Annotated in this window: 13 protein-coding genes; 4 read left to right on the top strand and 9 right to left on the bottom strand. The window is 69.5% G+C overall.

The window, feature by feature from the left end; all coding sequences use genetic code 11:
- Positions 1–16 precede the first annotated feature (16 nt).
- Together VHAB30_RS14005 and map are read left to right on the top strand one after the other, a co-directional pair.
- Positions 17–277 carry a ParD-like family protein gene (locus VHAB30_RS14005; protein ID WP_062482851.1) on the top strand — a complete coding sequence of 87 codons (261 nt, stop codon included), beginning with the start codon at positions 17–19 and terminating at the stop codon, positions 275–277.
- Positions 277–1,068, top strand: coding sequence for a type I methionyl aminopeptidase (map, locus tag VHAB30_RS14010; protein ID WP_159277424.1), 792 nt, complete (start codon positions 277–279; stop codon positions 1,066–1,068). The genes VHAB30_RS14005 and map overlap by 1 nt, the downstream gene beginning before the upstream one ends.
- A 31-nt stretch (positions 1,069–1,099) precedes the next feature.
- Here the strand turns inward: map and VHAB30_RS14015 are convergent, their stop codons facing one another.
- From VHAB30_RS14015 to VHAB30_RS14040, 6 genes are all read right to left on the bottom strand, one after another.
- A complete protein-coding gene (locus VHAB30_RS14015) occupies positions 1,100–2,074 on the bottom strand; it encodes a Csu type fimbrial protein (protein ID WP_082818355.1) in 975 nt (324 codons plus the stop codon).
- A complete protein-coding gene (locus VHAB30_RS14020) occupies positions 2,062–4,386 on the bottom strand; it encodes a fimbria/pilus outer membrane usher protein (RefSeq protein ID WP_216850717.1) in 2,325 nt (774 codons plus the stop codon). The genes VHAB30_RS14015 and VHAB30_RS14020 overlap by 13 nt, the downstream gene beginning before the upstream one ends.
- 25 nt (positions 4,387–4,411) lie before the next feature.
- The gene (locus tag VHAB30_RS14025) at positions 4,412–5,161 is read right to left on the bottom strand and encodes a fimbrial biogenesis chaperone (protein WP_159277426.1); all 750 of its coding nucleotides are present in this window, start codon (positions 5,159–5,161) and stop codon (positions 4,412–4,414) included.
- Positions 5,162–5,194: 33 nt separating this feature from the next.
- On the bottom strand, positions 5,195–5,719 hold the full coding sequence (locus VHAB30_RS14030) for a Csu type fimbrial protein (RefSeq protein ID WP_062475695.1): 525 nt from the start codon (positions 5,717–5,719) through the stop codon (positions 5,195–5,197).
- 401 nt (positions 5,720–6,120) lie between these two features.
- Positions 6,121–7,245 carry a 3-deoxy-7-phosphoheptulonate synthase gene (locus VHAB30_RS14035; RefSeq protein ID WP_159277427.1) on the bottom strand — a complete coding sequence of 375 codons (1,125 nt, stop codon included), beginning with the start codon at positions 7,243–7,245 and terminating at the stop codon, positions 6,121–6,123.
- 147 nt (positions 7,246–7,392) lie between these two features.
- On the bottom strand, positions 7,393–8,034 hold the full coding sequence (locus VHAB30_RS14040; protein ID WP_159277428.1) for a hypothetical protein: 642 nt from the start codon (positions 8,032–8,034) through the stop codon (positions 7,393–7,395).
- Between the two features lie 199 nt (positions 8,035–8,233).
- On the opposite strand from VHAB30_RS14040, the gene VHAB30_RS14045 reads away from it, so the two are divergent.
- Positions 8,234–8,491 (top strand): hypothetical protein, encoded by a 258-nt coding sequence (locus VHAB30_RS14045; protein ID WP_099796404.1) that lies wholly within the window; start codon positions 8,234–8,236, stop codon positions 8,489–8,491.
- A 74-nt stretch (positions 8,492–8,565) separates the two neighbouring features.
- Complete coding sequence (locus tag VHAB30_RS14050; protein ID WP_159277429.1) at positions 8,566–8,919, top strand: hypothetical protein; 354 nt, start codon at positions 8,566–8,568, stop codon at positions 8,917–8,919.
- 13 nt (positions 8,920–8,932) lie between these two features.
- Here the strand turns inward: VHAB30_RS14050 and VHAB30_RS14055 are convergent, their stop codons facing one another.
- Genes VHAB30_RS14055 through VHAB30_RS14065 form a run of 3 tightly spaced genes read right to left on the bottom strand, consistent with a single transcriptional unit; the run spans position 8,933 to position 11,905 of the window.
- On the bottom strand, positions 8,933–10,156 hold the full coding sequence (locus VHAB30_RS14055; protein ID WP_095947396.1) for an ROK family transcriptional regulator: 1,224 nt from the start codon (positions 10,154–10,156) through the stop codon (positions 8,933–8,935).
- The gene (locus tag VHAB30_RS14060; RefSeq protein WP_070059425.1) at positions 10,149–10,946 is read right to left on the bottom strand and encodes an ATP-binding cassette domain-containing protein; all 798 of its coding nucleotides are present in this window, start codon (positions 10,944–10,946) and stop codon (positions 10,149–10,151) included. Before VHAB30_RS14060 ends, VHAB30_RS14055 begins: the two co-directional genes overlap by 8 nt.
- The gene (locus VHAB30_RS14065; RefSeq protein ID WP_062475719.1) at positions 10,946–11,905 is read right to left on the bottom strand and encodes an ABC transporter permease; all 960 of its coding nucleotides are present in this window, start codon (positions 11,903–11,905) and stop codon (positions 10,946–10,948) included. The genes VHAB30_RS14060 and VHAB30_RS14065 overlap by 1 nt, the downstream gene beginning before the upstream one ends.
- Between the last annotated feature and the right edge of the window lie 2 nt (positions 11,906–11,907).

An 11,907-nucleotide genomic window follows, 5' to 3' on the forward strand; every position in this document is an offset into this window, starting at 1 on the left:
CATACAGAGGTGACCCATGGGCATCGTCAAGATTTCAGACCTGATGCACGAGAACTTGCGCGTGGCGGGCAACGCCCTCAGCCGGTCGATCAATGCGCAGGCAGAGCACTGGATGCGGGTCGGCATGCTGACCGAGATGCATCCCGACCTCGACTACCGGGAGGTCTGTCAGCTGCTGATCCAGGCCGAGCTTTCAGGCGGGCTGGACATTGCCGCGACAGTCACTGCGGCGCCACCCGGCAAGCCCCGCGCCCCCGCGAACGGCAAGCAGCACTGATGGCACACGACGTTCCACTCAAGTCCGCCGAAGAGCTGGTGATGGCGCGGCGCGCCGCACAGCTGGCCGCCGAGGTCCTGGCCATGATCGAGCCCCACGTCGTGCCCGGCGTGAGCACCGAAGCGCTCGACCGCCTCTGCCACGCACACATCGTGAAGGTGCAAGGCGCCATTCCCGCCAACGTGGGCTACCTGGGCTATCCAAAGACCATCCTCACCTCGGTGAACCAGGTGGTGTGCCACGGCATTCCCTCGGCCGACAAGATCTTGAAGGCGGGCGACATCGTCAACATCGACGTCGCCGTCAACAAGGACGGCTGGTTCGGCGACACCAGCCGCATGTTCTTCGTCGGTGCGCCCAGCGTGCTGGCGCGCCGGCTGGTGGAGACGACCTACGAAGCCCTGTGCGCCGGCATCCGCCAGGTGAAGCCCGGCGCGACGCTGGGCGACGTGGGCCACGCCATCCAGTCGGTCGCACAGCGCGAGCACTTCAGCGTGGTGCGCGAGTACTGCGGGCACGGCATCGGCCGCATCTACCACGACGAGCCGCAGGTGCTGCACTTCGGGCGGCGCGGGGCGGGCCTGGTGCTCGAGCCGGGCATGGTCTTCACCATCGAGCCGATGCTCAATGCGGGCCGCGCCGAAACGAAGCAGCTGGCCGACGGCTGGACCGTCGTGACCAAGGACCGCTCGCTGTCCGCGCAGTGGGAGCACATGGTCGCGGTCACGGCCGACGGCTACGAGGTGCTGACGGCCTGGCCGGACGGCACGGGCGCGTACGCGCCGATCTGATGCGCGGCCCGGCCCCCGGGACGATGGCGATTCAGTAGGTCACGGTGACCGTGATCGTGTCGCTGTAGCTGCCCGGCGTCACATTGGTCTGGGCCGGCACCCGCCCATAGACCGGAATGCTGCTGCCGGGATTGCCACTGCCGTCGACCGTGTCCGTGCCGACGGTGTTGCCCCAGCGCAGCGAGCGCGCGGCATCGCGGTACAGCTCGTACTGGATGTAGTCACCGGTGCCGCCCGCCATGCGCCGCTGCGTCCCCGCCACGTTCACGCCATTGCTCAGCCCCACCTTCCAGGCGGTGCTGGGCGGGCAGGCCATCGTGATGGCGGCCGTGCCGTTGACCGCGGCGCTGAGCGAGCTGGCACTGCCGAAGTCCAGGTCGGTGGCCGCCACGCTGACGGTGCAGGCGTTGGAATAGAGCGCCGTGACCTGCGTGTAGAAGTTCGTCCTGCCGACGTACTTCGCCGAACTCGCGGTGCAGCTGTCGGGCGCGTTGCCGCTCTTCATGCCCCAGACGACCTCGGAGTTGTAGATGTTGGCCTGGTAGCTGCCTGCCGCCAGCGATTGCCCGGACGGCACGCGACCGTACAGCGGGATGTTCAACGCGACGTTGCCGCCGCTGGCCGGCAGCACGAAGGTGCCGCCCGCGCTGGCGTAGGTGCCGCCGCCCGGCGGCGGGCCGACGATGCCGCTGCGGGCCGCGTCGGCATAGATGTTGTAGGCCATCTGCGAACCGTTCCAGTTGGTCATGTAGCGCGGGGCGTAGCCGGCGATCTCGTTGCCCTGGGAGACGTACACACAGTAGCTCAAGTACATGGTCTGGCCGGTGTCGTTCTGGCAGGCGAAGCCGACCGTGGCGGTGGTGTCCGTCGCCGCCGACGCCGTCACGGTGCCGAAGGCGAAGCTCGGCTGGCTGGCGACCCAGCAGCTCGGGTCGGCATGCGCCGCGCCCATGCCCAGCAGGCATGAGAAGGCCAGCGCCAGTTTCACGAATCTCAACGTCCACATGTCAACCGCTCTTTCTGCAAACCACCGCCCTCGGGACGCCGCCAGTCGAACTGCGCCCGGCACACCGCGCCGTCGGGCGTGCGCACGGCCAGCGTGTTGCGCACGTCCAGCGTGTCCAGGTACACCCAGCCGTCATAGCCCACCACCGCGCCGCCACCGCCCTGGCCGTTCACCTGCACGCGGCTGCCCAGCGGCAAGGCCTGGCCCTGTGCGTCCATCAATGCCACGTGGGCGGCCCGCACGGGCGTGATGCCGAAATGCGCCCGTGCGCCCGACCGGCCGGCGGGCGTGATGAGGCTCTCGGCGCGCTCGATGCGCACGTCGGCGGGCAGGTCCATCGGGTCGATCGCCAGCTTGTTGTTCTGGTAGGCGTTCACCGGCACGACCAGCAGCAGTCCGCGCGAATTGGTCTGCCCCACCGGGCGATTCTCAAGCTTCACGGGCACGCCGGCCACGCCGTCGGTGTCCACCACCGCAAAGGCGTCGTCGATGCGCCGCGCGGCCAGCACCCCACCGCCCATCAGCACCAGCGCACCGCTGGCGCCGGCATAGGCGTAGCGGCTGGCGCGGCCACCGCCCATTTCGCTCACGCCGGCCTGCACGCGGCCGTAGGGGCCGAGGTAGTTGATCTCGGCCTGCCCGCCGGTCGTGCCGCCGCCCGTGCGCGCGGTGGCGCGCCAGCCCCAGCCGCCTTCGCCGAGGGGCGAGTGCTGCGCGCTGACGGTGCCCACGGTGCCCTGGTCGCCGCTGCGCTGCACGCCGGCGCTCACGCTGGTCTGCGCGTCCCAAGACCAGCTCAGGCCGACGAAGATGCCGCGGTCGCTGCGCTTGTCCAGGTTCTGGTTCATGCCCACCGAGACCGAGGTCGTGCGCCCGATCGAACGGAACCAGTTCACGCTGGCGTAGCGCGACGCGTTCTGACCGACCGAGCGCAGGTAGAGGTAGCTGACGCTGACGTTGCCCAGGCCACCCATGTCATAGCCCACGCTGGCGCTGGCGCTGCCCTTGGCCGGGGCCGAGCCGTAGGCCGTGGCCACGTCGCGGTAGTCGCCCTGGGTGCGGCTGCCGTTCAGGCCCACCGACAGGCGCTCCTGCCGCCACAGGTAGCCCAGGCTGGTTTGCGTACCGCTGCGGCTGCCGCCGGGGACATCGGCGTCGTGCCGGCTGCCCGCCAGCGCCGCCGACAGCGTGCCCGCGGCGCCCAGCTGCCACACGCCGCCCGCACCGGCCAGCGCCAGGCCGCGCGTCACTTCGCCATGTGCTTCCACCGTGAAGCTGTCGCTGAGGCCCCGGCGCCAGGTGCCGGTCAGCACCGGCTGCTTGCCGTAGTCGAAGGAGCGCAGGCCGTAGTTGCGGCGCACCACGCCCAGGTCCACCGTCCAGTCGCTCAGTCCGGGGGCCAGCAGGCGGCTGCTGTCGAAGAGCGAGAAGCTCAGCGTGGCGGCGCGGCCCAGCGCGTCGGTCACCACCACCTGCGCCGTGCCCGTGCTGTTGATGCGCGGCAGCGCGTTGAGCTGGAAGGGCCCCGCCGGCACCTGGCCGCTGTACTGGCGGATGCCGTCGATGAACAGTTCCACGTCCGAAGGCATCGTGGCCGAACCGATGAAGCTGGGCAGCGGCGCGGTCTGCCGGTAGGGCTGCAGGCCGAAGTCGCGCGACAGCTGGATGCCGCCGATGCGCGTGGCGCGCGACCAGGGCACGGCGCCGGTGAGCGTGTCGCCCACGCGCAGGGTGAGCATCCTGTCGGGGAAGGCCATGCTCCAGGTGCTGTCCATGCGCACGGACTGGTCCTTCCAGCCCTGGGTGTCGTGCGTGCGCTGCATCAGCCAGGTGGTGCTGAGCACGCTGGCGCCGCGGAAGGCGCGCAGCTCGCCGAAGGCACTCAGGCTGGCGCTGCCACCCCTGCCCTGGGTGCCGTAGAGGTCGTAGTTCAGCAGCAGGCCGGTGGACGTGCTCAGGGGCTGCGCGGTGACGGCCGCCTGCCCCACCGTGGCCGTGGGCAGCTGCAGCATCGCCAGCGGCGCGGTCAGGCTCAGTTGCTGGCGCGCGGCGTCGTAGTCGGCCACCAGCCCGGGCAGGTCGCGCAGGGGCAGCCATTCGGCGCCGTTGTCGGGCAGGGAGAAACTCAGTTCGCGCAGCACCGCGCGGGAGGCCGACAAGGCCCCGGCCTGCAGGCGAAACGGGTGCAGCCCGCGCGCCATGCCGTTGAGGCTGACCTCCAGGTACAGCGTCATGGCCCCCGGCACGGACTGCGCGGCGGGCGCTGCGTGGGCGGGAAGCGTGGTCAGGGCCAGTGCAAACGGAGCCAGCAAGGCCCTCGCAGCGAACCCGGCCCGCTCAGCGCGCCAGCGGCGCGAGGTTGGCGTCCGTCGTTCTGCCATCGATCATGACCTGCCAGCGACCCGCGCCAGCCAGGGCGGCAGGCGACGTCTTCAGCGGCCAGCGCATGGTGGCGCCGGGCAGCACGTAGCCCAGCAAGCCGGTGTAGGCGGCGACGGCGCGGCCGTCCGCGCCGGTGAACACGAGGTCCGCGAGCTGGGCATGCACCCCGCCGCTGTTGCTGACTTCCAGCACGGCCTTGCCGTCCTCGCGCCGCAGGCTCCAGCGCAACTGCGCGGGGGCCGGCTCCGCGCCCGCCGGGGACACGAAGATGGGCAGCGAGTGCCGCATCACGAAGTTCAGGTTGCTCTTCTTGCCGTCCACCGCCGCGCCTGCTGCCTGGGGCACGGGCAGCTCATCCACCAGCACGCGGTAGGCCTCTTCCGCCGGCCCCGCGGGCGGCGGGCCGTTGCGGATCACGCGCACCAATTGCCGCCCGTCGGTGGGCAGTTGCAGCATGGGCGGGCTGACGACCAGTCCGTCCGCCGGCTCCATGCGGTCCTGCCCGTCGACCTGCGTCCAGCGGAACACGCGGATCTGCGCATCCAGCGGCGCCGTTCCCGTGTTGCTGAGCCACAGCCCGTCGCCCTGCCGCGTCGGCGCCAGCGTCAGGGTGACCGGCGAGACCTGCAGGCCGGCCGCCTGGACCGCACCGCCGCCAAGCAGGCATGCGCCCCACAGTCCGAGGATGGCAAGTGCACGTCTCACGATTCAGCTCTGGCTCGGTGATTCAGCTCTGGCTCAGTACGTGACCGTCACCGTCACGGTGTCGGCGTAGCTGTCCGGGGTGAAGTTGGCGTTGGTGTTCTTGGCGTAGACCGTGTGCGTGATCGCCGCACCGGTGCCCGTGCCGCCGACCACATTGGCGCCGGTGCCGACGGTGTTGCCCCACACGGTGGTGTTGCCCGCGTTGGAGTACAGCGCGTAGGGCACCTTGTCGGTGTTGGTGGCCGAGTTGGCGACGGACGACATGGCACCCGTGCCGTCGGTGGTGCCGCCGTTCGTGGACGAAGGCAGCAGGCCGACGGTGTACGGCGTGGTCTTGGAGCAGGTGACCGAGATGGTGTTGTTGCCCGTCTGGTTGGTGGCGGTGGGCTGCACGGTGGTGCCCAGGCTGATGTCGGAGGCGTTGCCGGCCGTCACCGAGCAGCTGCGGACGATGGTCATCTTGACCTGGAAGTTGGCGCTGGCCGTGTCAGCCAAGGCCGAACCGGATGCGAAAACGAAGGTGGCGGTGGCCGCCGCGGCGACTGCGAGCTTGAGCATGAAGGCACTCCAAATGTAATCAATAAGACCTGACAGGTCGGTATTTTGTAATCATTTTTCATACGTTTTGACTACAAAGTGGCGCAAGGATGCCCCACAACCGGCCCGTTTGCCCTCGGATTCACGGCGCCTCGGCTCAAATTTCGTGATCTAGTTCTCGTAACAATTGGAAAACTGTTTGCATTGTTTACATTTCCACCACAGTCAAAACGCCCCTGCCTCGGCGAAATGGAGGCCTTCGGTGCGGTCGATAGCGGGTGGGGAAGTGGTCGCGACAAGCGCAGGGCTTGGTGGCGCCCGAGGCTGGGCAGCCTCAGGAAGTCGATGCGGGCCGGCTCAAAGCGTTGCCCGGACCCGCCCGGGCGCAGACGGCAGGGAGTCGCCCTGCCCCCGCGTCAGCCTCAGGCCTTGGCCAACCGCCGCCGCGCCTTCACCGCCGACGCCAGCCCCTCGAGCACCGGCACCGTCTGCGCAAAGCCGATGCAGGCATCGGTGATCGACACGCCGTGCTTCAGCGGAACACCGGGCTTCAGGTCCTGCCGGCCTTCCTCGAGGTGGCTCTCGATCATGATCCCGGTGATGCGCCGCTCGCCGGCCGCAATCTGCGCGGCCACGTCTTCGGCGACCACGATCTGGCGCTGGTGCTGCTTGCTGCTGTTGCCGTGCGAGACGTCGATCATCACCTGCGGGCGCAGGCCGTTGGCCAGCAGCGCCTCGCAGCTCGACGCCACATCCGCCGCCGAATAGTTGGGCGCCTTGCCGCCGCGCAGGATCACGTGGCAGTCGTCGTTGCCGCGCGTCTCGAAGATCGCGGCCATGCCCATCTTGGTCATGCCCATGAAGGCATGCGGCGCACGCGCCGCGAGGATGGCGTCGGCCGCCACCTTCACGCTGCCGTCGGTGCCGTTCTTGAAACCGACCGGGCAACTCAGGCCCGAGGCCAGTTGCCGATGGCTCTGGCTCTCGGTGGTGCGCGCGCCGATGGCGCCCCAGGCGATCAGGTCGGCGATGAACTGCGGGCTCAGCAGGTCGAGGAACTCGGTGCCGGTCGGCAGGCCCAGCGTGGTCAGCTCCAGCAGCAGGCGCCGCGCGCGCTCCAGGCCTTCGTTGATGGCGAAGCTGCCGTCCAGGTGCGGGTCGTTGATATAGCCCTTCCAGCCGACGGTGGTGCGCGGCTTCTCGAAGTAGGCGCGCATCACGATGAGCAGGTCGTCCTGCAGCGAATCGGCCACCTTCTTCAGGCGCTGCGCGTATTCGATGGCCTGGTCGTGGTCGTGGATGGAGCACGGGCCGACCACCACGACCAGCCGGTCGTCGCGGCCGTGCAGCACGTCGGCGATGGCCGCGCGGCTGCCTTCGACCAGCGCGAGCGTGTTGTCGCGCACGGGCACGCGCTCCTGCAGCAGCGCGGGGGTCATGAGGGGACGCACGGCGCCGATGCGCACGTCGTCGATGCGGGTGGTGTCGAGGGTGCTGTCGCGGGAGCCGACTTCGGCGTCGTGGCGGGGGTCGTCGAGGCGGGACATGATCGTGGAATGCTGTGATGTCGAGGGGGTTGCTTCGATTGTCCCCCAGCGCGCCCTCCTCCCCCGGCTCAGGCGGCTTTCAGGAACACGTCGGGGTCCGTCGCGGCCTGCAACGGCCGCTGGCCTCACAGGACAAAAGCCAGGCGATCACGCCGACGAATGCGACAGCGTCGCCAACTTCTTCCTCGCGCTCTGCAAGAGGCCGACCTTCTCGACGGGCAGCGGCGCCTTCGTATCCCCGGGCTTGATGATCTCGAGCGCCGCGGGTTTCGGCATGAGTGCATCGCGCGGCGTGAGGCCGTTGAACTTCGCGTTCGAGATGACGTGCACCTTCAGGTGACGGTGGATGTTCTTCGAGAGCTTCCGGCAGGCGGCCGCCAGGGTGGCTTCGTCGGGCATCGACTGGCCGTGCACGACGAGCAGCTCCAGGGTGCCGTCTTCGTCCTCCGCGAGCACGAAGGCGCGCACGACCGAGGCCTTGAACTTGCCGCGCAGCATCGCGCGAACCGGCTCGGCCGCGGCGAACGACTTGAGTGCGATGTTGCGCAGTTCGTCGTGGAAGATGAACGCGCGGTCGATCGAGAAGGTTTCGGCCTCCTCGGCCTTCGGCTTTTGCTTCTTCAGGATGCCGCTGCCGACGAGGTGCGCCAAGGTGCGCTCCGCATCGGCCGTGTCGAGCTTCGAGCGATGGGCCAGCTCGCTGGAAGACAAGGGTTGTTGGGGCGCCGCGTAGGCGACCATCAAGAGCTTTTGCACCTCGGGGGCGAAAAGAAAATCTGCTGCACTCATTTCGCGGTTCTCTACTTCTGTGCTTCTGTGGGGTTCTCTACAAGCGGGTTGCATTATCGAGAGCGCCCTGTCTCCCGTGCGATGCGGCTTTCTCCACGGCGTTTTCGCGGCGGATTCCGTCACCGCGCATGGCGCCGGCCTACAGCGGAGCCCGGCGCTCACCGGTAAGAACGGCTGAACACGACAAGGAGCTTCAGCCATGGACCTGGAACAGACGATCGACAAGATCAAGCAGGTGGATGCGGCGCGCGCCGACTACCCCGGCGAACACCTCGTCGTGCTCGGCGCCGGCGTGCTGCTGTTGCTGGCCGCGGGCCGCAGCCGGTCGTTCCTGATGCGGATCGTCGCGGGCGCCGCCGGCGGCGCGCTGATCGGCCGGGCGGCGAGCGGCACCGGCGGCATCGCGAAGCTGGCCGGCGTGCTGCAGAACGGGGGCCTGGCATGGCCGCGGCGCTGACCCCGCGGGCCGGCCCGCCCGCAGGCGACCCCCGGCGGTACTGGGCCCCGTGCCTGGGCGTGGCGCTGGTGGCGATGTCGCTCTTCTATGTGACCTTGAAAGACCTGGTGCACGAGAGCGCGGCGCGTGCTGCGCTCCTGACCACGGCAGTCGTTCCGGTCGAGGCCGAGCCCGACAGATCGACCGCCCGCGAAACGTTGCCGGATGCGGTGACCCGCGCATCCAAGGAACCTGCCACGCTGACGAACACGCACTTCGAGCCCCCAGTGATCGCCCCCGCAGCCAAGTCCGTGCCTGCCGTCGTCGAGGTGCACAAGTGCGTCACGCCCGAGGGCGATGCGGCCTACTCCGACGGGCCGTGCCCCGAGGGCGCACGCGCGAGCACGCTGCGATTGCCGCGCGACCTGCACGCCTCGGCGAGTCCCTGAGCTCTTGAGCGGCTTACCCCGCCTTCAAGAACACGTCGTGGTCCGGCGCAAAGTTGGCATGCAGCGGCAGCATCGCGCCGCCGAGCGCGCAGGCCTGCGCCCCCGCCCTGCCCCCATGCAGCTGCGGCGCCCACAGGCCTTCCCAATTGCACTGCGCGAGCGCCGCGCGGGTCTGCACCAGCAGCGCGTCGAGCAGCGCGCGCGACATCGATCCGTCCATCACCACGTCGGCCAGGTCGAGCACCGCGGTGCTGCTGACGATGGCATGCGCCAGCGCGCGTGACGCGCTGCCGAGCCAGGCCTGCGTGGCTGCGGCAAACGGCGCCTCGAGCGCGCGGTCGTCGTAGGCCGCCGTGGCGTCGAGGCCTTCGGCGCGCAGGCGCTGCTCCAGCTCCCACAGCGACGCCTCGGCCACCACCTGCGTCGACAGGCCTTCGGAGGGCTTCTCGGTGCGCATCGGGATCGACGCGAGCGCGCCCGCGTTGCCATGCGCGCCGGTGTGCAGGTGCGAGTTGATGACCAGCCCGCCGCCCACGAAGGTGTCGACGAAGATGTAGAGAAAGCTCTTGAGGTCGTGCCCGCGCCCCGTCACCAGCTCGGCCACGCAGGCCGCCACGGTGTCGCGCGCGAAGCCCACGGGCACGTCGGTGCGCGCGCGCACCTCGGCCAGCAGGTCCATCTGGTTCCACTCGTCCGACTGCGCCTTCGACAGCCCCAGCGTGCGGTGCCAGCCGCCGAGCTGGAACGGCGCCGCCAGCCCTGCGCCCACGTTGCGCGCAGCCAGCGGCCCGAGCCCGTCGCGCAGCCGGTGGATGTGCTCGGCGATCACGGGCAGGAGCGCTCCGGCGTCCGGGAATTCGTAGCGGATCGCGTGGTGCTCGCGCACGCGCGCCGCGAAGTCGATCAGCAGCCACTCGGCCCCGCGCCGCCCGAGCTTCACGCCGATGGCAAAGGCGCCGTCGGGGTTGAGCGCCAGCGGTACCGAGGGCTGGCCGATGCGCCCGCGCACGCGGCTTTGCTTGACGATGAGGCCGTCGTCCTCGAGCCGCGCGGTGATGAGGCCGATGGTCTGCGCGCTCAGGCCCGTGAGCCGCGCCAGGTCGGCCTTGGGCAGGCTGGTGTGCACGCGCAGCGCCTGCAGCACCACGCGCTCGTTGAACTGGCGCATGCCCACCTGGTTGGAGCCGCGCGGACGCAGCAGGGCCGACGGGCGCTCGAGGGCATCGGTATCAAGCATGCGCCTCCGCGGGCAACTGGTCGGCGGTCATGGCACCGGTCATCACGGCCACGGTGTCGCTCATGCTGATCTTCTTCGGATTGAGCACGGCCGCGCGCTTGCCCAGGCGCGCCACGTGGATGCGGTCGGCCACCTCGAACACGTGCGGCATGTTGTGGCTGATGAGCACCACGGGCAGGCCACGCTCGCGCACGCGGCGGATCAGTTCGAGCACCATGTTGCCCTCCTTCACGCCGAGCGCGGCGGTGGGCTCGTCCATGATGACCACGTGCCGCGCGAAGGCCGCGCTGCGCGCCACGGCCACGCACTGGCGCTGGCCGCCCGAGAGCGTTTCCACCGCCTGCGTCATCGACTGGATGCCGACCTTCAGGTCGGCCATGCGCGCCGTGCTTTCGAGCAGCATCTTCTTCTTGTCGAGCATGCGCAGCACATTGCCCAGGAAGCCGGGGCGGCGCAGCTCGCGGCCGAGAAAGAGGTTCTCGTAGATGGTCATCGCGGGCGCGACGGCGAGGTCCTGGTAGACCGTCTCGATGCCGGCGCGGCGCGCGTCCAGCGGGTTGCGGAAATGCACCGGCGCGCCGTCGAGCAGGATCTGGCCTTCGTCGGGCACGATGGCGCCCGACAGCGCCTTGATGAGCGACGACTTGCCCGCGCCGTTGTCGCCGATCACCGCGAGGATCTCGCCTTCGCGCAGCTCGAAGTCGACACCGTCGAGCGCGGTGACCTGGCCGTAGCGCTTCACCAGGCCCTTGGCCTGCATCACGATCTTGGGGTTGGCCACGGTGTTCATCAGCGGGCTCCCTTGCGCGAGAGTTGATCGGCCGCCACCGCCAGGATCACGAGCACGCCCGTCACCAGCACCTGGTAGATCGACGACACGCCCATCAGCGTGAGCCCGTTGCGGAACACGCCCACGATCAGCACGCCGATGAGCGAACCCAGCACGATGCCGCGCCCGCCGAAGAGGCTGGTGCCGCCGAGCACCACGGCCGTGATGGCGTCCAGGTTCTCGGTCTGGCCCGCGTTCGGGTCGCCCACGCCGGTGCGCGCCACCGACAGCAGCGAGGCGATGCCGTAGAACACGCCCGCCGCCACGTACACCGCGAGCAGCACGCGCTGCGTGGGAATGCCCACCAGCCGCGTGGCCTCGGCGTTGTTGCCGATCGCGTAGACATGCCGGCCGGCCGCTGTCTCGCGCAGCACGAACCACGCGAGCGCATAAAGCGCCAGCATGAGCACCGAACCCCACGCCACCTCGGCGCTGCCGATGGTGAAGGTGGTGCCCAGGCCCGTGAGGCCGGCGGGCAGATCGGTGATGGTCTGCGAGGACGAATACAGCTGCGTGATCGCGAACGCGATGTTGAGCGTGCCCAGCGTCACGATGAAGGGCGGCAGCTTGATGCGCGTGACCAGCAGGCCATTGAGCAGGCCGAACAGCGTCGTCACGCCGATGCCGCACAGGATGGCCACCGGCACCGGCATGCCGAGCTCGGTGGCGAACTTCGTCATGATGATCCCGCCCAGCGCCATCACCATGCCGCACGACAGGTCGATGCCGGCCGTGAGGATGATCAGCGTCTGGCCGATGGCGATCACGCCCACCACCATCACCTGCTGCAGGATCAGCGACAGGTTGCCGCCCGTGAGAAAGCGCTCGGACTGCGTCGCAAAGAAGATGCAGGCGCCGAGCAGGGCCAGCCACGGCCCGAGGGCGCCCCATGGGATGTGGTGCGTCGGAGATTTCGCCATCG

Source organism: Variovorax boronicumulans, assembly GCF_009811375.1.
Taxonomy (GTDB): domain Bacteria; phylum Pseudomonadota; class Gammaproteobacteria; order Burkholderiales; family Burkholderiaceae_C; genus Variovorax; species Variovorax boronicumulans.

Bases quoted from the DNA above. Each gene is read 5' to 3' on its own strand.
- VHAB30_RS14015 (WP_082818355.1), bottom strand. From the start codon at position 2,074: ATGTGGACGTTGAGATTCGTGAAACTGGCGCTGGCCTTCTCATGCCTG.
- map (WP_159277424.1), top strand. From the start codon at position 277: ATGGCACACGACGTTCCACTCAAGTCCGCCGAAGAGCTGGTGATGGCG.
- VHAB30_RS14060 (WP_070059425.1), bottom strand. From the start codon at position 10,946: ATGAACACCGTGGCCAACCCCAAGATCGTGATGCAGGCCAAGGGCCTG.
- VHAB30_RS14065 (WP_062475719.1), bottom strand. From the start codon at position 11,905: ATGGCGAAATCTCCGACGCACCACATCCCATGGGGCGCCCTCGGGCCG.
- VHAB30_RS14040 (WP_159277428.1), bottom strand. From the start codon at position 8,034: ATGAGTGCAGCAGATTTTCTTTTCGCCCCCGAGGTGCAAAAGCTCTTG.
- VHAB30_RS14030 (WP_062475695.1), bottom strand. From the start codon at position 5,719: ATGCTCAAGCTCGCAGTCGCCGCGGCGGCCACCGCCACCTTCGTTTTC.
- VHAB30_RS14005 (WP_062482851.1), top strand. From the start codon at position 17: ATGGGCATCGTCAAGATTTCAGACCTGATGCACGAGAACTTGCGCGTG.
- VHAB30_RS14035 (WP_159277427.1), bottom strand. From the start codon at position 7,245: ATGTCCCGCCTCGACGACCCCCGCCACGACGCCGAAGTCGGCTCCCGC.
- VHAB30_RS14055 (WP_095947396.1), bottom strand. From the start codon at position 10,156: ATGCTTGATACCGATGCCCTCGAGCGCCCGTCGGCCCTGCTGCGTCCG.
- VHAB30_RS14050 (WP_159277429.1), top strand. From the start codon at position 8,566: ATGTCGCTCTTCTATGTGACCTTGAAAGACCTGGTGCACGAGAGCGCG.
- VHAB30_RS14045 (WP_099796404.1), top strand. From the start codon at position 8,234: ATGGACCTGGAACAGACGATCGACAAGATCAAGCAGGTGGATGCGGCG.